This is a genomic window from Micromonospora yongxingensis (genome assembly GCF_052601155.1).
Window position 1 is genome coordinate 37,128 of record NZ_JBQXEO010000008.1, and the last position, 25,604, is coordinate 62,731.

Genomic DNA, 25,604 nt, shown 5'->3' on the forward strand with positions numbered 1-25,604 from the left:
GTCAGAAGCTCGACTCGAACGCCGACACGTCGCCGGGCCGACCCGGTTCGCCCTCGGCGGCCAACGCACCCAGCACGTGGGCCAGCACGCCGTCACCGGCGCCGGCCAGCAGGTCCGCCAGCGGTACGTCCCCGAGCTGCACCAGAGCGGCGCCCGTGGTGACCGGCGCGGGCGGCTGGGCGTGCTCAGTCACCGTGGAACCTCCGACGGCCACGGACCGGCACCTGCGTCACCGCTGCGCTCACTCCGCCTTTCTACACCATCGCGCCCGACCCGGGACGGCACGACACCGCAGCCGTACCCGCTGGCCACCGCACCGTCACCCGGCGTACCGCCGCCGTCCGGACGCCCGGTGTGGGTCGCGCGGAATCTTCTGCGCGCGGCCTGTCGATCCGGGGGACCGCCGTTCGTGTGGAGGATGAGAGGCCGGTGACGGGCCGGCCGCCCCCGCGAGGAGGAACGATGACGCAGTACCTGCTCAGCATCCACCAGTCCCAGGGCGAGCTGCCCCCGGACCCGGAGTTCCTCGCCGGCGTGATGCGCCAGATCGGCGAGCTGCACGACGAGCTGGTGGCCGCCGGGTCGTGGGTGTTCGGGCAGGGCCTGCACGGCCCGGAGACCGCCACCGTCCTGCGTCCCCGCGACGGCGAGGTGCTCGTCACCGACGGGCCGTTCGTCGAGGGCAAGGAGTACCTGGGCGGCATCACCATCATCGACGTGCCCGACCTGGACGCCGCTTTGGACTGGGGCCGCCGCTACGCGGTGGCCACGACGCTGCCGATCGAGGTGCGCCCCTTCCAGGGTGGAGCCGGGGACTGACCGTGCAGGACGTGGAGGCGGTGTTCCGAGCGGAGTACGGCCGCGCGGTCGCCGTCCTGGTCCGCCTCCTCGGCGACATCGATCTCGCCGAGGAGGCCGTCCAGGATGCCTTCACCGTCGCCGTGCGGCGGTGGCCGCGGACCGGCCCGCCGCCCAGCCCGGCCGGCTGGATCATCACCACGGCTCGGAACCGGGCCGTCGACCGGCTGCGGCGGGAGGCGTCCCGGGCCGACCGGCATGCCGAGGCGGCCCTGCTGTACGCCGCCGACGCACCCACCGAGGAGGGACCGGTGCGTGACGACCGGCTACGCCTGATCTTCACCTGCTGCCACCCGGCCCTCGCCCCGGCCGCCCGGGTCGCGCTCACCCTGCGACTGCTCGGCGGCCTGCGTACCGCCGAGATCGCCCGAGCGTTCCTGGTGCCCGAGGCGACGATGGCGCAGCGGCTGGTACGGGCCAAGTCGAAGATCCGCAACGCCCGGATCCCGTACCGGGTGCCGCGCGACGCCGACCTGCCCGACCGGCTGCACGCCGTGCTCGCGGTGCTGTACCTGATCTTCAACGAGGGTTACACGGCCAGCACCGGCCAGCGGCTGGTCCGCCCGGAGCTGTGCGCCGAGGCGACCCGGTTGGCGCGGCTGCTGGTCGAGCTGATGCCGGACGAGCCGGAGGCACTGGGTCTGCTCGCCCTGATGCTGCTCACCGAATCCCGCCGCGACGCGCGGACCACCGCCGACGGCGACCTGATACCGCTGCCCCGGCAGGACCGGGGCCGGTGGGACGCCGCACTGGTCGCCGAGGGGCAGGCCCTGGTGCGCCGCTGTCTGCGCCGTGACCGACCCGGCCCGTACCAGATCCAGGCCGCGATCGCCGCCGTGCACAGCGCCGCTCCGCGCGCCGCCGACACCGACTGGGGCCAGATCCTCCGGTTGTACGACCAGCTGACGGCGGTCGCTCCCGGACCGGTGGTGGCACTGAACCGCGCGGTCGCCCTCGCCGAGGTGGCCGGACCGGCGGTGGCGTTGACCGAGGTGGACGGCCTCGACCTGGACGGCTACCACGTGCGGCACGTGGTCCGTGCCGATCTGCTGGCCCGACTCGGCCGGGCCGGTGAGGCCGCCGCCGCGTACCGGACGGCCGCCACACTCACGGACAACGCGGCCGAAAAGGCGTTCCTGGCCGGGCGGGCAGCAGCCCTGTCACCGGACTGAGCGCGCGTTTGCCTCCTGCCCGCCCGGGAACCCGAGGCACCTGTCGGCGCGGCGTCGGACGCGGCCGCAGGAACGGATGGAGAAGGCCATGACGAGCCGTGCCACGGCCGCCCGCACCGTGCCCGACCTGGCCGTCCTCACCCTCGGCGTGGAGGAGGAGTTCCTGCTGCTCGACCCGGACAGCGGACGCAACCTGCCGGTGGCCGACCAGGTGCTGGCCGCGCTGCACGGCACCGCGCGGGAGCAGAGCCGGCAGGAGTTCCGGCACAGCATGGTGGAGATGGTCACCCCGGTCTGCGCCGACCTCACCGAATTGCGCGCGCACCTGGTGGCGCTGCGCCGATCCGCCGTCGAGGCCGCCACCGCGGCCGGGGCCCGCCTGGTCGCGGTCGGGGCCACCCCGGTGGCCGAGCCGCACCGGACGGTGCCCGACAGACCGCGCTACCACGCGATGTCGCGCCGGTACGGGCCGGTGGCGCACGACCCGGCGGTCTGCGGGTGTCACGTGCACGTCGGCCTGCCCGACCGCGAACTGGCCGTGCAGGTCTGCAACCACCTGCGGGTGTGGCTGCCGGTGGTGCAGGCGATCACGACGAACTCGCCGCTGCACGACGGGCGGGACACCGGTCACGCCAGCTGGCGGTCGATGCAACTGGAACGCTGGCCCAGCATCGGCCCGACGCCGTACTTCGACTCCGCCGCCGACTACGACCGGACCGTCGACGAGCTGATCGCCGCCGGCATCATGCTGGACGCCGCGATGGTCTACTGGTACGCCCGGCCGTCGTCGGCGTACCCGACCGTAGAGGTGCGGGTGGGCGACGTTTGCGCGGACGTCGACGACTCCGTGCTGGTCGCCGCGCTGGTCCGGGCGCTGGTCGCCACCCTCGCCGACGAGGTGCGCGCCGGCGTGTCCGCCCCGGACACCCGCGACTGCCTGGTCGCCGCCGCGCACTGGCGGGCCGCCCACGACGGCCTCGACGGCGAGCTGATCGACCTGCGCGCCGGCGGCACCCGGCCGGCCTGGGACATGGTCGACGACCTGCTGGCGCTGGTGGCACCGGCCCTGCTGCGGCACGGCGATCTCGGCTACGTGCTGTCGCAGCTCGCCCGGCTTCGCCGCGACGGCACCGGCGCGACCCGGCAGCGTCAGGTGCTGGAGCGCACCGGGGACCTGCGGGCGGTCATCGACGACCTGGCCGCTCGCACCGCCGCCGGCTGACTCTGCCGGTCTGCCCACTCTTTCAGCGGATGTCGTGTTCAGCGGATGTCGTGCGACTGGAGCCAGAGTTCCAGGAGCCCGAGCTGCCACAGCTTGTTGCTGCCGGCGGCCGCCGCGGCCCGGTCCGGCTCGGCGAGCAGCCGCCCTACGTACTCCGGTCGGAACAGCCCTCGCTCGCGCGCCTCCGGTGCCTGCAACGCCTCGGCGACCAGCTCGCGTACGGGCCCGTCCACGTTGCGCAGCGCCGGCACCGGGAAGTAGCCCTTGGGACGGTCGATCACCTCGGCCGGCAGCACCTCCCGGGCGACCTCCTTCAACACGCCCTTGCCGCCCTGGGCCACCTTGTGTTCCGGAGGGCAGTGCGCGGCCAGGGTGACCAGGTCCTGGTCGAGGAACGGGGTACGCACCTCCAGGCCCCACGCCATGCTCATGTTGTCGACCCGCTTGACCGGGTCGTCGGGGAGCATCAGGTGGGTGTCCAGGCGCAGCACCGCGTCCAGTGCGGTCTGGGCCCCGGGGGCGGCGAGGTGCGCGGCGATCAGCTCGCGGCTGGCGTCGTGGTCCAGCGCGTACGTCGGGCCGACGATCTGGCTCAGCTCGTCGTGGTCGCGGTCGAAGAACGCGGCGGCGAACGTCTCGTCCGCGCTGTGCCGGGACGCCTCGGCGAGCGGCTGGTGGTAGCCGTAGCCGGCGAACACCTCGTCGGCGCCCTGCCCGGACTGTGCCACCTTCACGTGCTGGGCCACCTGCTCGCACAGCAGGTGGAAGGCGACCACGTCGTGGCTGCCCATCGGCTCGGCCATCGCCAGCACGGCGCGCCGTACCGCGGGCACCAGGTCGTCGTCGGCCAACCGGATCCGCTGGTGGTCGGTGTCGTACGCGCTGGCCACCAGGTCGGAGTAGTGGAACTCGTCGCCGGACTCGTCGCCCCGGCTGTCGAAACCGATGCTGAACGTCCGGAGGTGCCGCTGGCCGGCCTCGGCGAGCAGCGCCACGATGAGGCTGGAGTCCAGCCCACCGGAGAGCAGCACGCCGACCGGCACGTCGGAGACCAGGCGTCGGCGTACCGCGGTGCGGAGCGCGTCGCCGACGGCCGCCCGCCACTCGGCGGCGTCCATCCCGGCGTCGGCCGGTTCCCGCACGTAGTCCGGACGCCAGTACACCTCCTCCCGGCTGCGCCCGTCCGCCTCGATGACCCGCAGGGTGGCCGGGGGCAGCTTGCGGACGCCCCGCAGCACGGTCCGCGGCGCGGGCACGATGGAGTGCCAGGACAGGTAGTGGTGCAGGGCCACCGGGTCGATGCCGGTGTCCACGTCGCCGGCGCGCAGCAGGGCGGGCAGGGTGGAGGCGAACCGGAGCCGCCCCGGGGTCTCGGCGAGGTACAGCGGCTTGATGCCGAGCCGGTCGCGCGCCAGCACCAGGCGCCGCCGGGTCCGGTCGACCAGCCCGATCGCGAACATGCCGACGAGGTGGTCGACGAAGCGCTCACCCCAGTGCGCGTACGCCACCAGGATCACCTCGGTGTCGCTGGTGGAGTGGAAGTCGTACCCGGCGTTGCGCAGCTCCTCGCGCAGCTCGGGGTAGTTGTAGATGCAGCCGTTGAAGATCAGCGCCAGGCCGAGGTCGTCGCGGACCATCGGCTGGCCGCCCGCGTCGGACAGGTCGATGATCGTCAGCCGGCGATGCCCGAGGGTCACCCAGCCGTCGGTGAACAGCCCTTCGCCGTCCGGGCCGCGCGACCGCATCGCCTCGGTCATCCGGGTGACCGCCGCGGCGTCGGGCTGCCTGCCGTCGAACCGCGCCTCCCCGCTGAGCCCGCACATCAGACGGGGCGGTGGGTCAGGTGGGGCACCAGTGGCACGAGCGTCCTCCCGTCACGTCACCCGGCGCGTGGCGACCGGTCCCGTCGGCCGGACGGGGCCGCTGGCTACCCGGGCGCGGTAGGGGCAAACCAGGCAGGCCGCCGTGAGGAGGCTCGGTCTCCCCGCTCAGCCGCGGAGGGTGCGCAGGATGCGGGCCAGTTGGTCGCGGTCGGCGTCGTCGAGGTGGCCGAAGAACCGGTCCGCCTCGGCCCGTCGGGCCGCCCGGATGGCGGCGCTGACCCGGTTGCCCTCCTCGGTGAGCACGACCAGGGTGGCCCGCCGGTCGGCCGGGTCGGGTCGGCGTTCGACGAGCCCACGGGCCTGTAGGTCGTCGATGACCTCGGTGGCCGACCGGGGTGCGATGCGCAGGTGCTCGGCGATGGCGCCGGGGCGCAGCTCGCCGTGCCGGGCCAGCACCCCGAGCGCCCGGGACTGGCTGGGGGTGACGTCCCACGGCGCCAGCGACTCCCGCGCCTGCCGGCGGAGCCGCCCGGCCACCGCCCAGAACGTCTCCGCCAGGCTCTCGTCGTCGCCGTCCGCCGTGCGCTCCATCACGGGGAATACGGTAGCAGGAGATGCGGTTGTTCCCTCATGATGAGGTAACCTCAGCAACCTCCGACGAGAGGCAGCCCCCTTGGAACCCACCCCCACCGGCCGCGACCGCGGCCACCGCACCGTCACCGCCGACGAGAAGGCGCAGGCCCGAGAGGTGTCGCTGCGCCGCATCGGCCGGCTGTTCACCGCCCACCGGCCCGCGCTGGCCGCCGTGACCGCGATCATCGTGGTCTCCTCGATCATCGCGATGGCCACCCCGTTCCTCCTGCGCGCCGTCATCGACCGGGCACTACCGCAGGGCGACGTGACCCTGCTGGTCTGGCTGGTCCTCGGCATGGTCGCCGTGGCCGCGGTCACCGCCGCCCTCGGCGTCGTCCAGACCTGGATCTCCACCCAGGTCGGGCAGCAGGTCATGCACCGGCTGCGCACCGACGTCTTCAGCCACCTCCAGCGGCAGTCGCTCGGCTTCTTCACCCGGACCCGCACCGGCGAGGTGCAGTCCCGCATCACCAACGACATCGGCGGCATGCAGTCGGTGGTCACGTCCACCGCCACCGCCGTCGCGTCCAACCTCACCACCGTGGTCGCCACGGCGGTCGCGATGGTCGCCCTCTCCTGGCAGCTCTCCCTGGTCTCGCTCGTGGTGCTGCCGCCGGCGATCTGGCTGACCCGCCGCGTCGCCCGGATGCGTCGGGAGATCACCGCCCAACGCCAACGGGAGCTCGCCGACCTCAACGTCACCGTCGAGGAGGGCCTGTCGATCAGCGGCGTGCAACTGGCCAAGACCCTCGGCACCGGGCCCGCGCTCGTCGACCGCTTCACCGCCTCGTCGGCCCGCCTGGTCGACCTGGAGCTGCGCAGCGAGCTGGCCGGCCGCTGGCGGATGGCCTCGATGAGCATCATCTTCGCCGCCGTACCGGCGGTCATCTACCTCGCCGCCGGCCTGCCCGGCACGGCCGGCACCCTGAGCATCGGCACCCTGGTCGCGTTCACCGCCCTCCAGGGCGGCCTGTTCCGACCGCTGATGGGGCTGCTCAACGTGGGCGTCTCGCTGACCGCCTCGCTGGCGCTGTTCGCCCGGATCTTCGAATACCTCGACCTGCCCGTCGACGTGGCCGACCCGGCCGAGCCGGTCCGCCTCGACCCCACCCGGGTGCGCGGTCACCTGCGCCTGGAGGACGTCACCTTCGGCTACCCGGGCAGCGACACCGCCGCACTCGCCGGGATCACCCTCGACGTGCCCGCCGGCACCAGCCTCGCCCTCGTCGGCGAGACCGGCTCCGGCAAGAGCACCCTCGCCGGGTTGGTCAGCCGGCTGCACGACCCGACCGCCGGTCGGGTCACCGTCGACGGGGTCGACCTGCGCGACCTGCGCCTCGCCGACCTGGCCGCGATCGTCGGCGTGGTGAGCCAGGAGACGTACCTGCTGCACACCACCGTCCGGGAGAACCTGCGCTATGCCCGGCCGGACGCGACCGACGCGGAGATCGAGGACGCCGCCCGCGCCGCACAGATCCACGACCTGATCGCCGCCCTTCCCGACGGGTACGACACCATGGTCGGCTCGCGCGGCCACCGGTTCTCCGGCGGCGAGAAGCAGCGCCTGGCCATCGCCCGTACGCTGCTGCGCGACCCGCGCATCCTCGTCCTCGACGAGGCCACCAGCGCGCTGGACACCGAGACCGAACGGGCCGTGCAGCGGGCCTTCGACGTGCTCGCCGAGGGCCGCACCACGATCACCATCGCGCACCGGCTCTCCACCGTCCGCGACGCCGACCAGATCGCCGTGCTCGACCACGGCCGGATCGTCGAGTCCGGCACCCACGACAGCCTCCTGCACCGCAACGGCCGCTACGCCACCCTGGCGGCCTGAGCGCCGAGCTGCGGTTCACAACCGTCTCGAAAGCGTCTCTAAAACCGTCTCATTATTGGTTGTCCAGGTGGCGGTAGACGGTGGCCCGCGAGACGCCCAGAGTGGCGGCGATGGCGTCCACCGAGTGGGTGCCCGCCGCGTGCATCCGCCGGGCCTTCTCGACCTGCTCCCGGCCCAGCGCCCGTGGCCGCCCCGGCGGTCGCCGGCGCTCCGGCGCCCCGGCCACGGCGTCCGGCGCCGACGTGGCCAGCAGCCGGCGTACGCCGTCGAGCATGTCGGCGCGCAGCACCTCGTCGGGCACGTCGGTGAAGAAGACGATCGGGTCGCTGCACGCGGCGACCGCCTGGACGGCCCGGACCCGCTCCCGGCGGCTGGCATCCCGCCCGGCGATGACCTCGTTGGCCCGCATCGCGATCGCCATGAGCCGGTGGTACGTGTCGTTGCGCCCGACCAGCGCGATGTCGTGGAAGAGCATGCCGAGCGGTCGGCGGTGGGCGAGCATGGTGTCCACCCAACCCTCCAGCAGCGTCCACCGGGCCTGCTCCGTCGGCTGCCCCCGCGCGGCGTCGAGCAGCGCCTCCAGGTCGGCCAGCAGCGGCTCGACCAGTGCGGCGAGCAGGTGCTCCTTGGCCGGGAAGTGGTACAGGATCGCGGCCTTGGTCAGCCGCAGCCGCTCGCCGATCTGGCGCAGCGAGGTGCGCTGGTAGCCGTGCTCGGCGAAGAGGTCGAGCGCGGCGCGCAGGATCCGGGTGCGGGTGTCGTCCGCGGGATCGGCGGTCATGCCGGCCAGCGTAGCCCGCCCTGACCGGTGGCAGACCTCACCGTTGATCCGGCTGACCGGCGGTCAGTACAGTGAGGGTGGCCGACGTATCCGATGGCAGGAGGGGCGATGCCCGTCATATCGATCGACAACCTCGTCAAGACGTTCGGCCGCATCCGGGCACTCGACGGGCTCGACCTGCGGGTCGAGGCGGGGGAGGTGCACGGCTTCCTCGGGCCGAACGGTGCCGGCAAGTCCACCGCCATCCGGATCCTGCTCGGGCTGCTCCGCCGCGACTCCGGCGAGGCGCGGGTGTTCGACGCCGACCCCTGGCGCGACGCGGTGCACCTGCACCGCCGGTTGGCGTACGTCCCGGGCGACGTGAGCCTCTGGCCGAACCTCTCCGGCGGGGAGGCGATCGACCTGCTCGGCGAGCTGCGCGGCGGTCTCGACAAGCGTCGCCGGGACGAGCTGCTGGAGCGCTTCGACCTGGACCCGACCCGCAGTTGCCGCACGTACTCCAAGGGCAACCGGCAGAAGGTCGCCATCGTCGCCGCCTTCTCCTCCAACGTGGAGCTGTACCTGCTCGACGAGCCGACCTCCGGCCTCGACCCCCTCATGGAGGCGGTGTTCCAGGACGAGATCCGGCGGATCAAGCAGGCCGGTGCCACGGTGCTGCTCTCCAGCCACGTGCTCGCCGAGGTCGAGGCGCTCTGCGACCGGGTCAGCATCATCCGCGAGGGCCGTACCGTCGAGTCCGGCACCCTCGCCGAGCTGCGCCACCTCACCCGCACGACGGTGATCGTCGAGACGGCCCGACCGGCGAGCGGTCTGGACGGGCTGCCCGGCGTGCACGGCGTGCACGAGGTCGACGGGCGCACCCACCTCGAGGTCGACCCGGCGCACTTCGACGAGCTGCTCGGCCAGCTCATCGGCTTCGGCGTCCGCGCGCTGACCAGCAGCCCACCCACCCTGGAGCAGCTGTTCCTGCGTCACTACGGCGACGAGCCCGTCGCCGCCGACGCGCACCGGCCGGCCGACGCCCCGCGGGCCGGTGCCCGATGACCGCCCTCACCGGCACCCGTCGGCTGGCCCGACTCGTCCTGCGCCGCGACCGGATCCGCCTCGCCATCTGGGTCCTCGGCACACCCCTGCTCGGCTACGCGCTCGCGGGCAGCGTCGCCGGCATCTACCCCGACGAGGCCGCCCGCCAGGGCTACGCCACCACGTCGGCGACCAGCCTGGTCGCCCGGGCCTTCAACGGCCCCATCGCCGGCACCGACCTCGGTGCCGTGGTGGTCGCCGAGACGTACGTGACGCTGGCCCTGATCGTCGCGCTGCTGAGCACCTTCGCGGTGATCCGGCACACCCGGCAGAACGAGGAGACCGGCCGGGCGGAGCTGCTCGGCGCCTCCGTGGTCGGCCGGTACGCGCCGCTCACCGCCGCACTGCTGGTGGTGGTCACGGCCAACGTGGTGGCCGCGGCGCTGCTCACGCTCGCTCTGCTCGGTGCGGGCCTGCCGCTGGCCGGCTCCGTCGCGGCGGCCGGCGCCGTCGGTGGTGTCGGGGTGGCCTTCACCGGCGTCGCCGCGGTCACCGCGCAGCTCTCGGTCACCTCCCGGGGCGCCAACGCGCTCGCCGCCGCCGCCGTCGGGCTCTCCTTCGTGCTGCGGGCCGCCGGCGACGTGTTCGGCGACACCAACGCCGCCAGCACCCGGGTGGAGAGCGCCTGGCCGTCCTGGCTCTCCCCACTCGGCTGGGGCAACCAGGTGCGGGCCTTCGGTGGAGAACGCTGGTGGGTGCTGGCCCTGCCCGTCGTCCTGCTTCTCGGCGGGGTGGCGCTGGCGTACGCCCTCGCGGAGCGACGCGACCAGGGCGCCGGGTTGCTCGCACCTCGACGCGGACCGGCGACCGGCGCCGCTCGGCTGCTCAGCCCCGCCGGGCTGGCCTGGCGGATGCAGCGCGGCACGCTGCTCGGCTGGGCGATCGGGGTGGCCGTGCTCGGCCTGTCGATGGGCGTCGCCGGCGACGAGTTCAACGCCATGATCGACCAGAATCCGGCCGCCGCCGAGGCGATAAACGCGATGGGCGGCGGAACGAACCTGCTCGACGCCTACCTGGCCGCGATGCTCGGGCTCTTCGCCCTGACCATCGGCGCGTACGTCGTGCAGGCCCTGCTGCGGGTACGCGGCGACGAAGCCGACGGCGTGCTGGAGGCGGCACTCGCCACCGCCGTCAGCCGCACCCGGTGGCTCGGCACCCAGGTGCTCGCCGCGGCACTCGGCGCGGTCGCCCTGCTGCTGCTCGCCGGCCTTACCACCGGGCTCGGCTATGGCCTGGTCACCGGCGACCCGCTCGGCCAGGCCATCGAACTGGGCGGGGCCGCACTGCTGCGGCTGCCGGCGCTGCTCGTGGTCGCCGGGGTGGTGACGGCGCTCTTCGGCCTGCTGCCGCGGTGGTCGGTGGTGCTCTCCTGGACGGCGCTGCTGGTCTTCCTGCTCCTGGGGCAGCTCGGCGCGGTGCTGGAGCTGCCCCAGGCCGCCCTCAACATCTCCCCGTACACCCACGTCCCGTCGGTGCCGGCGGTCGACCCGACGGTGCTGCCGCTCCTGGTGCTCGCCGGGGTGGCGGCGGTGTTCCTCGCCGCTGGCCTCGCCGGCTTCCGCCACCGCGACGTCCCTTCGTGAGTTGCCTCTTCACGATCGTTGGCGCCTGAGCGACTCGACACGCCGACCACCACACCGCTCACCCGCCAACGATCAGGTGGGCTAGCAGAACCTCGGCGGCGCTGGGCGTTGTGCACAGGTTGGTGGGTGTCCACAGGGGGCGGCTCGGGGTGGTTGCGAGGGCCGGGTGGGGGCGACACGGTTTGTGGCGTGAATGTGGCGCTTCGGGAGTTGGTCGAGCGTGGCGGAGGGTTGGTGACCCGTGCGGCGGCCGGGCAGGTCGTGCCGTCCTGGACGTTGGAGCAGGCCTGCCGTGGCGGGCACCTCGTGCGGGTGCTGCCCGAGGTGTTCGTGGCGGCGCACCTGGTCGACGGGCGACCCGGCGCCCCGGCCCTGAGCCGACTCGACCCTGCCCTCGGTCAGCGCGCCGCGCTCGCCTGGGCTGATGGATGCGGCGCGCTCAGTCACCTCAGCGCGCTGAGCGCGTGGGGGTTGCACCAGCAGGCGGTCGCCGACCCTGTGCACCTCAGCGTGCCGGCGGACGCCGGCCTGCGCACCCGACCCGGTGTGATCGTGCATCGACGTCGGGGCCTGGCCATCGAACCGCCGCACGTGGTGCTCCGGCGGGGCCTGACGGTCATCCGCCTTGAGCAGGCCCTCGTCGACTCGTGGCCGACGCTGCCACCCAGCGGGCGGCGGGCACCGGTGATCCGGGCGGTCAACGACCGGCTGACCACGCCCGAGCGGCTGGCGGCGGCCCTGGGCAGTGCGCCGAAGCTGATCGACCGAGCAGCGCTCCGAACACTGCTGACCAGGCTCGCCGACGGCTGCCGCAGCCCTCTCGAGATCTGGGGGCACGAGCACGTCTTCACCGGCCCGGGAATGCCGGCGTTCCGCCGGCAGGTCCCGGTACGCGTCGGGCGGCGCACCATGTACCTCGACATGCTCGCCGAGCCGGAGCAGGTCAACATCGAGCTCGACGGGGCCACCACCCACGGCGACCCGCGCCAGCGGGAGATCGACCTGCGCCGGGACGCGCTCCTGGCGACCATCGGGATCCTGGTGGTCCGCTACGCCCACCGCCGCCTGGTTCACGATATCGACGCGGTGCGCCGGGAGACCCTCGCCATCCTGGCGACCCGCAGGGCGGGCGCGACCGCCTGACCGAACGGCTCTTCTGGGGGTTGACGGGTTCCGGCCTCCGCACCGGCCAGCGTAGCGGCTGGCGAGCCTTGCCCCGTGCTGGCAACCTCGGCGGCGTGAGCACCCTTCTGGCCCAGCTTCCGGCGCTTCTCGGCGTACTCGTCGGCACTCTGGGCACGATCCTCGCCACCTCGCTGGCCGACCGGGCCCGGTGGCGGCGCAGCCAGAGCGTCCGCTGGGACGAGCGGCGGCTCGACGCGTACGTCGAGTACGCGCACGCCATCAAGGAGAGTCACGCCGTGGCGCTGCGGATGACGGCCGACCACCGGCCGGGGTCGCACAGCCACCCCATCGGCCGGGAGGACGGGCTGGCCCGGCTGTCGGAGGCGGACGCACGGCGCACCATCGTTTGGGAGAATTTGCTGCTGCTCGGCGACGAGCCCACCGTCGCCGCCGCCGCTCGGTGGCGCGACGCCGTCTGGCAGCTCGAACGCCTCGCCCGCGGGACCGTCGACCCACCGCAGGACATCACCGCCATGCTCACCGTGGTCAACGAGGCCCGCGACGGCTACTACCGGGCGGCCCGGCGCAGCCTCGGTGTCCGGGGCGGATCCGTGGAGCAGTCCGCCGCGTTGCGGCAGGCGCTGGTGGACCGGCCCGCCGTGACGTCCGACCTGTCCCCGTAGTCGACAGGAGCCAAGACCAACTCCTCACCATCAGGTGATCACGACGCGGGGTGCGTGGGCGGGGCGGGGCTGGGGCGGCTCTGCTGGGGTGGGATGGGGGGCGGGTCGGCGGGGGCACGGGGGTGGGAGTGCAGAAGCTCGGTGATCCAGCGGGCTGCTTCCTTCTGCGCGGTGAGCATGTGCTCGCGGGCGTCCGCCAGATCCTGGTCCCCGGTGTCGACGTGTTCGTTGAGGATCGTCGCCCACCGGCGGCTCAACTCCTGGGCGTAGCGGGCCTTTCGGAGCTGCTCGTCGAACTGGTACTCCAGTTTCATCAGCCGGTCGACGTGCGGCCGGTACGTCGGCATGATCCGCTCGTCGAGCCGGACGGTGGCGTCGGGTTGGCAGGTGATGACGATGTCGCCCCGCTCGTAGGTCCACGTGGGGTCGTCGGCGAGCGCCCGCTGCAACGCCAGCTCCAGGTCGGCGGCCCGGTGCGGGGGCAGGTCCCGGGCGGCGTCGGCGGCGATCCGGGTCAGCCGCTGGATCGCGTTCGGCTGGAAGTAGTCCACGTACCAGCTCAACACCTCCGAGCGGAGGCTCGCCGGCGAGGACCAGGCGAATGTGGCGCGGATGTGGAACGAGTACACGTACCCCCGGGCGGGAACCGCGATCAGTCGGGGCGCGTCGCGCTGTTCGACGAGGGGGCCGGACGGCGACGGTGCGGCGCCCAGCCCCACGGGCGCCTCGTCCTGGAGTGACGCGACGAGTCGGTCCCAGGTGCGTGCCCACCACCGCCAGCTGCGCACACTCACGTCGCGGGTGATGGTCAACCCGCGGATGCCGCGGTGCCGCCACCGGTCCGCGGGCCTCGGCCTCCCATCGGGGGCGTCCGTCATGGCACCCCTCCATGGTCACGGATCCGCATTTCACGCTAACAACCCGTGACCGATATGCCCGCCGCCACGCCGTCGCGACTCCCGGCCGCGGGGCCGGCGGGGGAGCGGATCATCCGGGGTTCACCGATCATTGTGGAGCAGTTGGCGCGGCGAGGGCTGTTGCGGGCGATCGGCAACGGTGAGACTGGGTTCGATCCGACACTGACGCGGATCGATGAACCGGATGGTCTGGAGGCAGCCTGTGTCCACCCTCGTGTCCCCGCTGGCCACGCTCGGCGCGATCCGCCGGCGTACCACCACCCTCGCCCTGCTCCTCGCCATGGTCGCCGCCGCGCTGGTCGGCCCGTCCGTGGTGGCACCCACGCTGACCGACTCCGCCTCGGCGGCGGTCTACAGCTCCTGCACGATCAGCCGCTGCGCGGATGCCCGCACCGCCCGCTCCGGGTGGTCCGCGAAGGGCTTCCCGACCAGCCGCGGCTGGCATTCCTGGAGTGGCGGGCTGTCCAACTTCGCCGGCGGCCGGTTCTACAACTACGAGGGTCAACTGCCCGCCAACGCCACCTACTACGAGTACGACGTCTATCCCCGCAGCCAGGGCGCAGCCCGGGACGCGTACCGGATCGTGGTGAACCGCAGCACGGGGGTCACCTGGTTCTCGCCCAACCACTACACCGACTTCTACCGGCTCTGACGGGTTCCGGGGCCGGCCGGGGCACCGGTCGGCCCCGCCGCGAGCCGACCAGGACAGGAGGCACGTGATGGTCGACCAGGACGGTGGTCGGTTGCCCGACTGGCTGACCGTGTGCCGGGACGCCGCACCGGAGGTGCCCGGCGCGTCGGTGCTGGCCGGCGCGGCGAGCCGGACCCGGCCCGCGCTGTTCGCCGCGTTGACCGACGCGCTGGCGCTGCCGGCCCACCTGGGAAGGACCTGGGACGCCCTCGCCGACGTGCTTCGGGACCGCCTGGACGCCGGCCCGCTCACCCTGCTGGTCACCGACGCGGGCCAACTGCTCGCCGACGAGCCGGCCGGCCAGTACGCCCTGCTGCTCACGGTGCTCGGCGACCTCGCCGGCACCGCTCCGCACCCCCTCCGTGTCGTCCTGCACGAAGCCTCGCCCTCCTGAGCGCCGAGGGGCGAATAGCGGGATGACTCCGAGGTATCAAAATGACTCTGGGGTATCGCGCTCTTCAGCAACACGGCCCTGCCGGCGCGAGCGGCGGCCTGTCCGCGTCCGTCGGGGCCGTCACCCCGGCGGGCCGCCGGTCAGTTCCGCTGGGCCGGCTGGTCCAGGATCGCGCTGAACCGCTCCTCGGCCAGGTCGAGCTGACCGAAGATGTGTCGCTTCACCGCCGGCGAGAGCGGCGTGTCGGGGCGGGCGATGAGGTCGCGGAAGAGCGGCACCAGGGGCCGGTACTTCCGGGCCGACGAGACGACCTTCGGCCCGACCGTGTGGATCACCCCGACGCCGTTGTCGGTGAAGTCGGACACCTTGATCACCCGGGCCCAGGGCTCCCGGCCCAGGCTGACCGCCAGGTGCTCGAAGTACTGCGCGTTCCGGTCGCGCTGCGGGTCGTACACCGGGTTGGTGACGGCGGCGACCAGCGTGGCCACCCGCGACCCGAACCGGCTGGCGAGCGCGGCCAGCGCGGCGTCGGTCGGGTCGCCGCCCACGTCGCCGTCGGCCAGCTCGACCGGGTGGTCCTCGACGGCGTCGTGCAGTAGCCCGGCGACGATGACGTCCACGTCGCGCACCTGGTAGTGGTGCATCAGCCGGATGGCCACCCGCAGCAGGTGGTTGAGGTACGGCTCGCGGACCCGCCGGTCGTCGCGGTGCAGGTCGGCGGCCAGGTCGAGCGCGGCGGTCAGCCGGGCCCGGGCGTCGTCGTCGAACTGCTGGACCTCCAACCGGAAGCGTTCCAGCAGGCCCGGCTCGCCGTGGATCTCGGTGATCGCGTGCATCGGCATGCTGCCCAGGTGCGGCGGGAAGTCCATGCGTCACTTATAGCCGATCTTCACCGTGTGGATCGCCCCGTGCGTCACCGACCCGACCGCACGGAACCGGGCCGACGCCCGCGCGGCGTCGGCCCGGTCGGCGCGATGGTCCGGCGTCAGCCGCTGATCCGGCCGGTGCCCGCGCCGGCGGTCACCGTCGCCATGACGCTGCTCGCGGCGTCCACCGTGTACGGGTAGGGGACGGCGGCCACCGGTCAGACGGGCAGCCGGTCGGCGCCGGCGAGCGGCCCGACCAGGAGCGGGACCAGCGGCGCCGGAAGGACCGGGCCGTGGCGCAGGGTGGGAGTCCAGCCCGCGTCGGCGCCCAGGTCGGGATCGTGCGCCGCGTTGTACGCCGCCAGCAGGTCGACCGGGCGCGCCGGCCCGCCGTCCTGACGGACCCAGGTGCCCCGCTCGGTGAGCGCGGTGCCACCCCAGTCGTAGAGCAGGTCGGCCGGCTCGACCGTTGCGTCGAGGGTGAAGAAGTTGTTCTGCGCGTACAGCGCGGACTGCACGCCGACGCCGAGGGCGTACTGGAAGTCGCCGCCGCCGAGCCGGTAGTGGTTGTTGTAGACGTCGACCTGACCGAAGCGCACCCGGGGCAGTCGTTGCAGCACGCTGTCGAAGAGGTTGTGGTGCAGCGTGACCTTCAACCGACCGACGTCCGGGCCGACGGTGTTGGACGAGCCGATCAGCATCAGCTTGTCGCGCCCTGTGAAGCGGTTCCAGGAGGCGGTGACCAGGCTGGCGGTGTGGGTGACGTCCAGCGAGCCGTCGTGCACCTGGTACGGCCGTCCGAAGTGGGTGGGTTGGGCGCTGTCGGGGTTGTCGCCGTCGGTGAAGGTGTTGTGGTCGACCCAGACGTGCTCGCTGCGGCGGACCGAGATCTGGTCGTACTGGCTGTTCCAGTTGCCGGCCTCGCCGTCGGTGGGGGACCAGGCGGGGAAGCAGTCCCGGGCGTCGACGAAGGTCAGGTTACGCACGATGACGTTCGACGCCCGGTCGATCATGAGGGTGAGGCCGGTCAGCCGGGCACCGCGCAGCCCGACAATGGTCGTGTTGGGGCCGACGTTGATCTGGGTCTGTCGGGTCTGGTTGGCCACCGAGCGCACTCGGGCCTCCTCCAGCGGCCCGGTCGGCGCCACGCGACCCCACACCGCCGGGTCGTACGCGGCCAGGTAGGCGTCCAGCCGGTACTGCGGGTCAGCGAGGTCGGCGCAGCTCAGCGTCGTGCCGTCCGGTCCCTCGAAGCCGTCGACGGCACCGTCCACGTAGATCAGCTTCGGGGTGGCGTCGGTCGCGTTGCCGGCGTTGTCACCGCCCAGCGCGGCGACCAGCTCGGCCCGGGTGCGGACCACCCGGGTCCGCTCGGGGGTGGCCGTCGAGCCGCCGGTGGTCCCGGTGCCCTCGGCCGCCCAGCCGTCCCGCTCGGGCAGCACCTGCCGGCCGAGGTGATGGGCCGACCAGGAGAGCCGGTCGCTGTCGGCCGCCGGGTCGGGGCGGGGGGCGGCGCCGGCCGGAGCGGCACCGAGCAGGAGGGCGATGACCGTAGCGCCGGTGAGGATTCTGCGCATCGATTCTTCTCATTCGCTGGTGGTGGTTCGGCAGTCACCAGGAACGGTAGATTCGCAGTTTTATGAGAGTCAATATGTATTGTGTGCAGGAATGTTGCAGTTGTCGGGGTCGACCGGCATTGCCCCGACCGTCGCCGGTCGAGTATCCGGGGATCTGTCCGATGAGGCCCGCAGGAGTCCGGGCGGTGTTTGCACTCCGGTTGCCGTCGCCCCCTATTCCGCCAGCTCGGCGTGGTACGCCGGGGTCGCCCACGGCACCGCCAGCTCGCTCGGCAGCGCCCCCCGATCGGCCGCCCGGCGCAGCAGTTCGACCACGCCCCGCAGGTGCCGTACCCGCTCCCCGCCGTCGCCCACCGCGGCGACCAGGTCGCCGTCGAGCAGCCGGGGCTCCGGTGCGGCCCGCAGCGCGTCCAGCAGGGCAGTGAACGGTGCGGTACGGGCCAGCGGGGCGATCAGCGGCACGCCGGCCGGGTCGGCCCGGTGCGCCAGCAGGTTCTCCAGCAGGCCCCACCGCCCCGGGACCCGGCGGGTCACCACGTCGCCGGGGAGCCGCAGCCGGTCGGTCGGATACTCCAGCACCGCCCGCCCCGCCGTGCCCGTCACCAGCACCTCGCCCGCCACGAACTCCTCGGCGGCCAGGGTGACGGCGGCCAGCACCGGCGGGCCGGCCCGGAACCGGACCCGCAGCACCGCGGTGTCCTCCACCTCGATGGGCCGGACCCGGTAGCGCTCCACGTCGATCGCCACCGGCCAGGGCGGCGCCCCGCCGAGCGCCTCGGCGACCGCGAGGCACTGCATCACGGCGTGCGCGAGCGGGTTGGCCAGCGCGCCGTCCAGCACCGGCCGGCCGTCCAGGGTTCGCCGACCGGCCCAGGGGGACCGGGCGTAGTAGGCGTCCGGTCGTTGCCACGCGGCGACGGTGGCGATGCCGGTGACCGTTCCCAACCGGCCGGCGGCCAGCGCGTCGGTCAACGCGGTCAGCGCCGCCGAACCGAGCGCCTGGAAGCCGACCTGGGCCACCCGGCCGGTGGCCGCCAGCGCCCCGGTCAGTTCCTCGTGCTCGGCCAGCGACAGCACCGGCGGCTTCTCCAGCAGCAGGTCCGCGCCGGCCGCGAGGGCGTCCCGGGCGATCGGCAGGTGCGTGTGCGGCGGGGTGCAGATCACCACCACCTCCGGCCGTGCGGCGGCGAGCATCGCCCGGTGGTCGGTGAACACCCCGACCCCCGGCGGCACCGGCGCCGCCGGGTCGTCCTCCACCGGCCGGACGTCGACCAGGGCGACCAGCCGCAGCCGGCCGTCGGCGTGCAGTGGCGCGATCACCCGCCGGTGCCAGCGGCCGTGCCCGTTCGCCCCGATCACGGCGATCCGCGTCGGCGGCGTGCGCCCGTTCACCGGGCACCGGGCAGCGTCGGCCCGTTCACCGGGCACCGGCCAGTGTCGCCTCGACGCCGTGGCGCTCCAGCGCGGCCAGCCAGGCGGTCACGTCGGCGCGCACCTCGTCGTCCTCGGCCACCTCGGCCGGGACGACCTCGCGCAGTGCGAAGACCGCGTCGACCGCGCCCGCCGGGGTTCGTGTGCCGGCATCCAGCGCGGCCCGGATCGGCCCGGCGAGCGGGTCCTGGAACGGCAGTGCGCGTCCGTCGTCGGCCTGGCCCAGCGCGAAGCGCAACCAGGCGGCCACCACCAGCGCTCCCCAGCGCGCGGACCGGCCGGACGCGCGCAGGTCGGCGATGGTGTGCAGGATCCGCTGCGGCAGCTTCTGCGAGCCGTCCAACGCCACCTGCAGGGTGCGGTGGTGGATCGCCGGGTTGCCGAACCGGGCGAGGACCTGCTCGCCGTAGTCGACCACCCGGACCCCGTCCGGCGGGGTGAAGCTGGCCGCCACGTCCTCGGCGATCAGCCGGCGCAGCACGTCGGCCAGGTGCGGGATCTCCAGCGCGTCGGCGATCGTCTCCCGCCCGGCCAGCGCGCCCAGGTACGCCACGGCCGAGTGCACGCCGTTGAGGGTGCGCAGCTTCAACCGCTCCCAGGGGCCGGCGTCGTCGGTGAGAACCGCCCCGGCATGCTCCCAGCCCGGCCGGCCGCCGGGGAAGTCGTCCTCGATCACCCACTGCGCGTACGGCTCGGCGGACACCGCGGCCAGGTCGGTCACGCCCAGCGCCCGGCGCGCCGCCTCGATGGTCTCCACGGTGCTGGCCGGCACGATCCGGTCCACCATGGTGCCGGGGCAGGTGACGTTGCCGGCCACCCAGTCGGCCAGCCCGGCGGGAACCCCGGCGGCCCGACCGACCGCCTGGTCGACCAGGCCGCGTAGCCGCAGGCCGTTGGCCGGCAGGTTGTCGCAGCTGACCAGCGCCACCGGCCCGGCGTCGGCGGCGGCCCGGGCGGCGAGCCCGCGCAGCAGCAGCCCCGGCACGGTGGTCGGAGGCCGTCCGCCGGCCAGGTCGGCGGCGAGCGCCGGGTCGGGGCGCAACCGGCCGGTCACCGGGTCGAGCTGGTACGCCTTCTCCGTGACGGTCAGGGTCACCACCCGCACCGCCGGGTCGGCGAGCAGCGCCACCACGGCGTCCGGGTCGCTGGGGGCGTGTCGTACCCCGGTGAGCGCGCCCACCACCCGGGTGGCGCTGGCGGTGGCGGACAGGGTGCTGACGCTGAACAGGTTGTCCTGCGCGACGAGCGCCTCGACCAGGGTGGTGCTGCGGGGGGCGACCGCCACGATGCCCCAGTCGCCGCCCGCCGCGCCGATCGCCGCTTCGGTGTAGACGGCCTGGTGCGCCCGGTGGAACGCGCCGAGCCCGAGGTGCACGACGCCGGTCGGCACGGCGCCCGGCCGGACCAGCGGCCGGGCCTCGGCGGGCAGCCGGCGCAGCATGCCCAGGCCGAGCCGGGAGGCGCCGACGGTCACCGCCACGCCGGGCCGTCCGGGAAGCGGAACTCGGCGATCGACGCGGGCTTCATGGTGGCGCTGTAGCCGGGCCGCTCGGGCAGCAGGTAGCGGCCACTCCGTGTGCGTACCGGGTCGACGAAGTGTTCGTGCAGGTGGTCGACGTACTCGACCATCCGCCCGTCCAGGCCGGTGCCGACGCGCAGGTAGTCGAAGATCGCGAGGTGCTGGACGTACTCGCAGAGGCCGACGCCGCCGGCGTGTGGGCAGACCGGCACCCCGAACTTCGCGGCCAGCAGCAGCTCCGCGAGGACCTCGTTGACGCCGCCCACCCGGCACGCGTCGATCTGCATCACGCCGATCGCCTCGGCCTGGAGCAGCTGCTTGAAGATCACCCGGTTGGCGGCCACCTCACCGGTCGCCACCCGGCACCGGCCATCGGTCAGCTCGGCGACCGCGCGGGCGATCCGGGCGTGCCCGAGGATGTCGTCGGCGTGCGTCGGCTCCTCGATCCAGTACGGGTCCACCTCGGCGAGCGCCGTCATCGCCGTGATCGCCTCGTCGACGTCCCAGACCTGGTTGGCGTCCATCATGAGCAGTGCGTCCGGGCCGATCTCGGCCCGGATGATCCGGGCCCGGCGCAGGTCGTCGGCGAGGGGGCCGCCGACCTTCATCTTCATCGCCCTCCACCCGTCGTCGTACGCCTGCCGGGTCAGCGCCCGCACCTTGTCGTCGGGGTAGCCGAGCCAGCCGACCGAGGTGGTGTACGAGGGAAAACCGATCTCCTTGAGATCCGCGAGCCTGCCATCCCCTCCGATCAATCCCTTGTCGAGGATGGCGGCCGCCTCGTCGGGGGTGAGCGCGTCGGTGATGTGCCGGAAGTCGACGCTGGCGACGAGTTCGTCGGTGGGCATGTCGGTGAGGAACCGCCACATCGGCTTGCCGGCCAGCGTCGCCCGCAGGTCCCACACCGCGTTGACCAGGGCGCCGGTCGCCATGTGGATGACGCCCTTCTCCGGGCCCAGCCAGCGCAGTTGCACGTCGGCGCTGAGCGAGCGCCAGAACGCCACCGGTTCGGCGGCGATCTCCTCGACCGTGCGTCCCCGCACGTGGTGGGCCAGCGCCTGCACCGCCGCGCAGGTGATCTCGTTGCCCCGGCCGTTGGTGAAGGTGAACCCGGCGCCGGTCGGCCCGGCGTCGGTGCCCAGCTCCACGTAGGTCGCCGAGTAGTCGCCCCGGTTGATCGCGTCGGAGCCGTCGCCCCGGGCGGCGGTCGGGAACCGCACGTCGTGCACCTCGACGGAGGTGATGGTCACGCTCACTGGTCACGCCCTCCGAAGTTGAAGACCCGTTTGGGCAGCCGGTACGCGAGGTCGACGATGGTCTCGGCGGCCTCGTCCATCGGCAGCCGGTGCTCGGCGACCAGCCGCGCCAGGAAGCCGGCGTCCACCCTCCGCGCCACGTCGTGCCGGACCGGGATGGAGCAGAACGCCCGGGTGTCGTCGACGAACCCGGTGGTGTTGTAGAACCCGGCGGTCTCGGTGACCGTCTCGCGGAACCGGCGCAGCACCTCGGGGGAGTCCAGGAACCACCAGGGCGCACCGAGCAGCAGCGCGGCGTAGCCGCCGGCCAGCGGCGCAAGCTCCCGGGTGAAGGTGTCCTCGTCGAGGGTGTAGAGCACCACCCGCAGCCGGGGGTCGTTGCCGTAGCGCTCCAGCAGCGGGGCGAGCGCGTGCACGTACTCGGTGGCCTGGGGGACGTCGCCGCCGACGTCCCGGCCGTGCCGGGCGTGCAGCCAGCGGTTGTGGTTGCGCACCGCGCCGGGGTGCAGCTGCATGACCAGGCCGTCGTCGAGGGACATCCGGGCGAACTCCACCAGCATGTGCGCCCGGAAGGCCTCTGCGTCGGCCGCGTCGGCCTCGCCGCGCCGGCCCCGGTCGTACAGCCGCGCGGCCTCCTGCGGGGCGAGGTCCAGCGTGCGCGCGGTGGGGTGACCGTGGTCGGAGGATGTCGCGCCGGCGGCGATGAACGCCTCCCGGCGGGTCCGCAGCGCGACCAGGTAGCCGGCGTACGTGCCGGTGTCCGCGCCGGCGAGCTCGCCGAGACGGTCCACGTTGGTCGACCAGCCCTCGAACTCCATGTCCACCACGTCGTCGGGGCGGAAGGTGGTGACCACCCGCCCGCCGGGCCCTCCCCAGCCGTCGGCGGCGAGCTTGGCGTGCTGATCGAGGTCGTCCAGGGGAGACTCGGTGGTGGCGAGGACCTCGATGCCGAACCGCTCGAACAGCGCCCGGGGCCGGAAGTCCGGCTCGGCGAGCCGGGCGGCCAGCTCGTCGTAGAGGGCGTCGGCGGTGGCCGGGCTCAGCGGGGTGTGCACTCCGAACACGGTGCGGAAGGTCTGCTCCAGCCAGAGCCGCGACGGGGTGCCGCGGAACAGGTGCCAGTGCGCGGCGAAACGCCGCCAGATCACCCGGCCGTCGGTCTCCACCGGGCTGCCGTCGCGGGTGGGCACGCCCAGGTCCGCAGGGGGTACGCCCTGGCTGAGCAGCATCCGGGTCAGGTAGTGGTCGGGCACGATGAGCAGCTGCGCCGGGTCCGGGAACGGCTGGTCCTCGGCGAGCAGGGCCGGGTCGACGTGCCCGTGCGGCGAGATGATGGGTTGCTCCGCCGCGAGGGCGTACAGCTCCCGGGCCAGAGCGCGCTGGCCGGGCTCGGGTGGCAGGAGCAGGTCGGTGTGGTCGAACGTCGGCACGGGGATGGGCTCCTCGTCTCCTGTGTCAGCGGGGGGTGAGCAGGTCGGCGACCCGGACCGGGTGACCGGTCTCGAAGGAGCGGTTGGCGGCCAGGCCGGTGAGCAGGGCCAGGGCGCCGTCGTCGGCGGTGGCGGCGCGGTCCAGCGGGTCGGGGTGACCACCGAAGAGCACCCCGGTCATCCGGGCGTCCGCGCCGCCGTGCCCCTGCCGGGTGCGGCCCTCGACCGGGATCTGCCGGGGTGGCGCCCAGAACGGTCGGAGGGTGAGCGTCGCGCCGCCGCCCTCGGCGGGTGCCTCGGTGCCGTGCAGCGCGGCGCCCTTGACCGCGCCGGCGGTGCCCCGATCGACGAAGTCGTTCTCGGTGACCTCCAACTCCAGCCGGCCCCGACTGCCGTTGACCATCACCCGGTAGCCCTCCCAGGGGGAGTACGCGGTGAGGTGGTAGGTCATGGTGGCGCCGGTGGAGTAGCGGGCGAGGACCGCCATGTCGTCCTCGATGCTCACCCCGGGGGCGAACACGTTGCGGTCGCGCTGGTAGCCGTCCTCGGCCTCGGCGTCGAGGTACAGCTCGCGCAGCCGGGGGTGGGCGTCCAGCCGCAGCGCGAACGGGTCGTCGGCGGCGGCGGGGGAGCCGTACGCCCGGTCGTAGTCGCGGGCGTAGCCGTGCCGGCGGCCGTCCTCGCCGTAGAAGAACAGCCGCCCGGCGGCGTACACCTCGACGGGGGTGGCGGCCAGCCACCAGTTGACCAGGTCGAAGTGGTGGCTGGCCTTGTGCACCATCAACCCGCCGGAGGTGGCCTTGTCCCGGTGCCAGCGGCGGAAGTAGTCGGCGCCGTGTCGCACGTCGAGCAGCCACTCGAAGTGCACCGACCCGATCTCACCGACCGCGCCGTCGGCGAGCAGCCGGCGGACCTGCTCGTGCAGCGGGTTGTACCGGTAGTTGAAGGCGACCGTCACCCGCCCGCCGGTCTCCCTCACCGCGTCCAGGATCCGCCGGCAGCGCGGAGCGTCCACGGTCATCGGCTTCTCGGTGACGACCTCGCGGCCGGCGCGCAGGGCGGCCACCACGTACTCGTCGTGGGTGACGTCCACGCTGGTCACCAGGACGACGTCGACCCGCTCCTTGTCCAGCATGGCCAGGAATTCGCCGGCCGGGTACGTGGGCACCGGGCGGTGCCCCAGCTCGGTCAGCCAGCGGTTGTGCGCGTCCATCCGGGCCTGGTTGACGTCGGCGAAGGCGACCAGCTCGGTGGAGTCGGCGTGGTCGAGCACCAGGGCCCGGACGAACATCTCCGCCCGCGCGCCGGTGCCCACGACGGCGTACCGGACCCGGCCGTCGGCTCTCGGTGACATTGGGTCGCCTCCCCCCGGTGATCCTGCAAAGGTTTGCAGTGAAGTAATCACGCTCTATCCGATGGCGTCAACGAGAGCGGCGCAATCGGCGGTAAATGTCAGTGTTTGCGGGCCAGGAAGTGACCATTGGGAGCGCTGGCGCAACAGAACCGTAATCGTCCACCGTTGACACTGGCGCAACCGTTTGCATTAATGGGCCACACCCACGTGACCGCCGCCACATCGGACGAAGGGGCCGCCGTGCCAGTCACCATCCGGGACGTCGCCCGTGCCTCCGGGGTGCACATCTCCACCGTGTCCCGCACCTTCTCCGCTCCGCACCTGGTCAACCCGGAGACCCGGGTCCGGGTGCTGGCGTGCGCGGAGGATCTGGGCTACCGGCCGAACCGGGCCGCCCGGGCACTGATCACCGGGCGGACGCACAACATCGGGCTGATCATCGCGGACATCGCGAACCCGTTCTTCCCGCCGCTGATCAAGGCGGCGGAGAGCCAGGCCCGGCACCGCGACTACCACGTCTTCGTGGCCGACACCAACGAGGACCCGACCGCCGAGGAGGAGCTGGTCCACGCGTTGGCCAAGCAGGTCGACGGGGTGCTGCTGTGCAGCCCGCGCATGAGCAACAGCCTGATCGAGCAGCTCAGCCGCGAGGTGCCGCTGGTGGTGGTGAACCGCCAGGTGACCGGCCTGCCCTGCGTGCTGATGGACGTCGGGCAGGGAGCGCGGGCGGCGATCGAGCACCTCATCGGCCTGGGCCACGACCGCATCGCGCTCCTGGGCGGGCCGCGCAGCTCGTGGACCAACCGGGAGATGCGCCGGGCCGCCGCGACGGCCGCCCGGGCCGGCGGCGCCGAGCTGACGCTGCTCGGCCCCAACGCGCCCACCGAGACCGGTGGTTCCGCCATCGCCGAGCAGGTGCGGCGCAGCGGCGTGTCGGCCGTGCTCGCCTACAACGACCTGATGGCGATCGGCCTCATCGAAGGGCTGGACTCGCTCGGGGTCCGGGTGCCGCAGGAGGTGAGCGTCGTCGGGGTCGACGACATCGCCCTGAGCCGGCTCACCCGCCCCAAACTGACGACGGTGGCCACACCCACCGCGGCCGCCGGCCGGACGGCCGTCGACATGTTGCTGCAACAGGACACCGAGTCACCGCGCGGTGCGCGGGGGCTCGGTGTCGGCACGGCGCTCGGCGTCCGTCGTACCACCGCACAGGTAATGCTCCAGACCGACCTGGTCATCCGCGACTCGACCGGCCCGGGCCCGCAGGCCCGACCGGCACGTCCCCTGGCCGCGCCGCTGGGCCCGGACCCGCATTGCCCTGCGGGCCCGGGCACCCCGACCGCGGCCACCGGTGACGCCGTCGCCTCCTAAT

General features: G+C 73.5%; 23 protein-coding genes. 11 read left to right on the forward strand and 12 right to left on the reverse strand.

Translation table 11 applies throughout. The annotated features are described in order from the left end of the window. Window position 1: 1 nt before the first annotated feature. Window positions 2–193, reverse strand: a complete 192-nt coding sequence (fxsA, locus tag ACTWLT_RS12200) for an FxSxx-COOH cyclophane-containing RiPP peptide (RefSeq protein WP_445318468.1) — start codon at window positions 191–193, stop codon at window positions 2–4. A 269-nt stretch (window positions 194–462) separates the two neighbouring features. On the opposite strand from fxsA, the gene ACTWLT_RS12205 reads away from it, so the two are divergent. The 3 genes from ACTWLT_RS12205 to ACTWLT_RS12215 all read left to right on the forward strand — a co-directional run bounded on the left by ACTWLT_RS12205 (window position 463) and on the right by ACTWLT_RS12215 (window position 3,252). Beyond that, window positions 463–819 carry a YciI family protein gene (locus ACTWLT_RS12205; RefSeq protein WP_445318469.1) on the forward strand — a complete coding sequence of 119 codons (357 nt, stop codon included), beginning with the start codon at window positions 463–465 and terminating at the stop codon, window positions 817–819. Window positions 820–821: 2 nt separating this feature from the next. Further along, window positions 822–2,030: an RNA polymerase sigma factor gene (locus ACTWLT_RS12210; protein ID WP_445318470.1), complete on the forward strand. Its 1,209-nt coding sequence runs from the start codon at window positions 822–824 to the stop codon at window positions 2,028–2,030. An 88-nt stretch (window positions 2,031–2,118) separates the two neighbouring features. Further along, window positions 2,119–3,252: a carboxylate-amine ligase gene (locus ACTWLT_RS12215; protein ID WP_445318471.1), complete on the forward strand. Its 1,134-nt coding sequence runs from the start codon at window positions 2,119–2,121 to the stop codon at window positions 3,250–3,252. Between the two features lie 38 nt (window positions 3,253–3,290). On the opposite strand, the gene ACTWLT_RS12220 is transcribed toward ACTWLT_RS12215, so the two are convergent. Continuing rightward, the gene (locus ACTWLT_RS12220; protein ID WP_445318472.1) at window positions 3,291–5,075 is read right to left on the reverse strand and encodes an N-acetylglutaminylglutamine amidotransferase; all 1,785 of its coding nucleotides are present in this window, start codon (window positions 5,073–5,075) and stop codon (window positions 3,291–3,293) included. 165 nt (window positions 5,076–5,240) lie between these two features. Continuing rightward, window positions 5,241–5,666 carry a MarR family winged helix-turn-helix transcriptional regulator gene (locus tag ACTWLT_RS12225; protein ID WP_445318639.1) on the reverse strand — a complete coding sequence of 142 codons (426 nt, stop codon included), beginning with the start codon at window positions 5,664–5,666 and terminating at the stop codon, window positions 5,241–5,243. An 82-nt stretch (window positions 5,667–5,748) separates the two neighbouring features. Between ACTWLT_RS12225 and ACTWLT_RS12230 the strand changes: the two genes are divergently transcribed. Next, entirely contained in the window at window positions 5,749–7,542 is a 1,794-nt protein-coding gene (locus tag ACTWLT_RS12230) for an ABC transporter ATP-binding protein (RefSeq protein WP_445318473.1), read from the forward strand. Between the two features lie 52 nt (window positions 7,543–7,594). On the opposite strand, the gene ACTWLT_RS12235 is transcribed toward ACTWLT_RS12230, so the two are convergent. After that, window positions 7,595–8,323, reverse strand: a complete 729-nt coding sequence (locus ACTWLT_RS12235) for a TetR family transcriptional regulator (RefSeq protein WP_445318474.1) — start codon at window positions 8,321–8,323, stop codon at window positions 7,595–7,597. Between the two features lie 108 nt (window positions 8,324–8,431). On the opposite strand from ACTWLT_RS12235, the gene ACTWLT_RS12240 reads away from it, so the two are divergent. The 4 genes from ACTWLT_RS12240 to ACTWLT_RS12255 all read left to right on the forward strand — a co-directional run bounded on the left by ACTWLT_RS12240 (window position 8,432) and on the right by ACTWLT_RS12255 (window position 12,797). After that, a complete protein-coding gene (locus ACTWLT_RS12240; RefSeq protein ID WP_445318475.1) occupies window positions 8,432–9,367 on the forward strand; it encodes an ABC transporter ATP-binding protein in 936 nt (311 codons plus the stop codon). Further along, entirely contained in the window at window positions 9,364–10,989 is a 1,626-nt protein-coding gene (locus ACTWLT_RS12245) for an ABC transporter permease (RefSeq protein ID WP_445318476.1), read from the forward strand. Before ACTWLT_RS12240 ends, ACTWLT_RS12245 begins: the two co-directional genes overlap by 4 nt. Before the next feature lie 189 nt (window positions 10,990–11,178). Further along, window positions 11,179–12,132, forward strand: coding sequence for an endonuclease domain-containing protein (locus ACTWLT_RS12250; RefSeq protein ID WP_445318477.1), 954 nt, complete (start codon window positions 11,179–11,181; stop codon window positions 12,130–12,132). Window positions 12,133–12,227: 95 nt separating this feature from the next. Beyond that, on the forward strand, window positions 12,228–12,797 hold the full coding sequence (locus ACTWLT_RS12255) for a hypothetical protein (protein ID WP_445318478.1): 570 nt from the start codon (window positions 12,228–12,230) through the stop codon (window positions 12,795–12,797). Between the two features lie 38 nt (window positions 12,798–12,835). Here ACTWLT_RS12255 and ACTWLT_RS12260 read toward each other — a convergent pair whose 3' ends face one another. Then, a complete protein-coding gene (locus ACTWLT_RS12260) occupies window positions 12,836–13,675 on the reverse strand; it encodes a hypothetical protein (RefSeq protein WP_445318479.1) in 840 nt (279 codons plus the stop codon). Window positions 13,676–13,916: 241 nt separating this feature from the next. On the opposite strand from ACTWLT_RS12260, the gene ACTWLT_RS12265 reads away from it, so the two are divergent. Together ACTWLT_RS12265 and ACTWLT_RS12270 are read left to right on the forward strand one after the other, a co-directional pair. Continuing rightward, the gene (locus ACTWLT_RS12265) at window positions 13,917–14,366 is read left to right on the forward strand and encodes a ribonuclease domain-containing protein (protein ID WP_445318480.1); all 450 of its coding nucleotides are present in this window, start codon (window positions 13,917–13,919) and stop codon (window positions 14,364–14,366) included. 67 nt (window positions 14,367–14,433) lie between these two features. Continuing rightward, a complete protein-coding gene (locus ACTWLT_RS12270; protein ID WP_445318481.1) occupies window positions 14,434–14,799 on the forward strand; it encodes a barstar family protein in 366 nt (121 codons plus the stop codon). Window positions 14,800–14,939: 140 nt separating this feature from the next. Here ACTWLT_RS12270 and ACTWLT_RS12275 read toward each other — a convergent pair whose 3' ends face one another. The 7 genes from ACTWLT_RS12275 to ACTWLT_RS12305 form a co-directional block, all read right to left on the reverse strand. Then, complete coding sequence (locus ACTWLT_RS12275; protein WP_252415536.1) at window positions 14,940–15,668, reverse strand: HD domain-containing protein; 729 nt, start codon at window positions 15,666–15,668, stop codon at window positions 14,940–14,942. 215 nt (window positions 15,669–15,883) lie between these two features. Beyond that, window positions 15,884–17,242: a pectate lyase family protein gene (locus ACTWLT_RS12280; RefSeq protein WP_445318482.1), complete on the reverse strand. Its 1,359-nt coding sequence runs from the start codon at window positions 17,240–17,242 to the stop codon at window positions 15,884–15,886. A gap of 213 nt (window positions 17,243–17,455) precedes the next feature. Then, window positions 17,456–18,634, reverse strand: a complete 1,179-nt coding sequence (locus tag ACTWLT_RS12285) for a Gfo/Idh/MocA family protein (RefSeq protein WP_445318483.1) — start codon at window positions 18,632–18,634, stop codon at window positions 17,456–17,458. 25 nt (window positions 18,635–18,659) lie between these two features. Further along, a complete protein-coding gene (locus tag ACTWLT_RS12290; protein WP_445318484.1) occupies window positions 18,660–20,153 on the reverse strand; it encodes a mannitol dehydrogenase family protein in 1,494 nt (497 codons plus the stop codon). Then, window positions 20,144–21,448: an enolase C-terminal domain-like protein gene (locus tag ACTWLT_RS12295; RefSeq protein ID WP_445318485.1), complete on the reverse strand. Its 1,305-nt coding sequence runs from the start codon at window positions 21,446–21,448 to the stop codon at window positions 20,144–20,146. The genes ACTWLT_RS12290 and ACTWLT_RS12295 overlap by 10 nt, the downstream gene beginning before the upstream one ends. Then, entirely contained in the window at window positions 21,445–22,878 is a 1,434-nt protein-coding gene (uxaC, locus tag ACTWLT_RS12300) for a glucuronate isomerase (protein ID WP_445318486.1), read from the reverse strand. Before uxaC ends, ACTWLT_RS12295 begins: the two co-directional genes overlap by 4 nt. A gap of 25 nt (window positions 22,879–22,903) precedes the next feature. Next, window positions 22,904–24,232, reverse strand: a complete 1,329-nt coding sequence (locus tag ACTWLT_RS12305) for a Gfo/Idh/MocA family protein (RefSeq protein WP_445318487.1) — start codon at window positions 24,230–24,232, stop codon at window positions 22,904–22,906. Window positions 24,233–24,472: 240 nt separating this feature from the next. Here ACTWLT_RS12305 and ACTWLT_RS12310 point away from each other — a divergent pair, with 240 nt between their 5' ends. Then, window positions 24,473–25,603 carry a LacI family DNA-binding transcriptional regulator gene (locus ACTWLT_RS12310; RefSeq protein WP_445318488.1) on the forward strand — a complete coding sequence of 377 codons (1,131 nt, stop codon included), beginning with the start codon at window positions 24,473–24,475 and terminating at the stop codon, window positions 25,601–25,603. Window position 25,604: the final 1 nt, after the last annotated feature.

Bases quoted from the DNA above. Each gene is read 5' to 3' on its own strand.
- ACTWLT_RS12260 (WP_445318479.1), bottom strand. From the start codon at position 13,675: ATGACGGACGCCCCCGATGGGAGGCCGAGGCCCGCGGACCGGTGGCGG.
- ACTWLT_RS12240 (WP_445318475.1), top strand. From the start codon at position 8,432: ATGCCCGTCATATCGATCGACAACCTCGTCAAGACGTTCGGCCGCATC.
- ACTWLT_RS12270 (WP_445318481.1), top strand. From the start codon at position 14,434: ATGGTCGACCAGGACGGTGGTCGGTTGCCCGACTGGCTGACCGTGTGC.
- ACTWLT_RS12215 (WP_445318471.1), top strand. From the start codon at position 2,119: ATGACGAGCCGTGCCACGGCCGCCCGCACCGTGCCCGACCTGGCCGTC.
- ACTWLT_RS12245 (WP_445318476.1), top strand. From the start codon at position 9,364: ATGACCGCCCTCACCGGCACCCGTCGGCTGGCCCGACTCGTCCTGCGC.
- ACTWLT_RS12275 (WP_252415536.1), bottom strand. From the start codon at position 15,668: ATGGACTTCCCGCCGCACCTGGGCAGCATGCCGATGCACGCGATCACC.
- ACTWLT_RS12280 (WP_445318482.1), bottom strand. From the start codon at position 17,242: ATGCGCAGAATCCTCACCGGCGCTACGGTCATCGCCCTCCTGCTCGGT.
- ACTWLT_RS12225 (WP_445318639.1), bottom strand. From the start codon at position 5,666: ATGGAGCGCACGGCGGACGGCGACGACGAGAGCCTGGCGGAGACGTTC.
- ACTWLT_RS12205 (WP_445318469.1), top strand. From the start codon at position 463: ATGACGCAGTACCTGCTCAGCATCCACCAGTCCCAGGGCGAGCTGCCC.
- ACTWLT_RS12220 (WP_445318472.1), bottom strand. From the start codon at position 5,075: ATGTGCGGGCTCAGCGGGGAGGCGCGGTTCGACGGCAGGCAGCCCGAC.
- ACTWLT_RS12235 (WP_445318474.1), bottom strand. From the start codon at position 8,323: ATGACCGCCGATCCCGCGGACGACACCCGCACCCGGATCCTGCGCGCC.
- ACTWLT_RS12305 (WP_445318487.1), bottom strand. From the start codon at position 24,232: ATGTCACCGAGAGCCGACGGCCGGGTCCGGTACGCCGTCGTGGGCACC.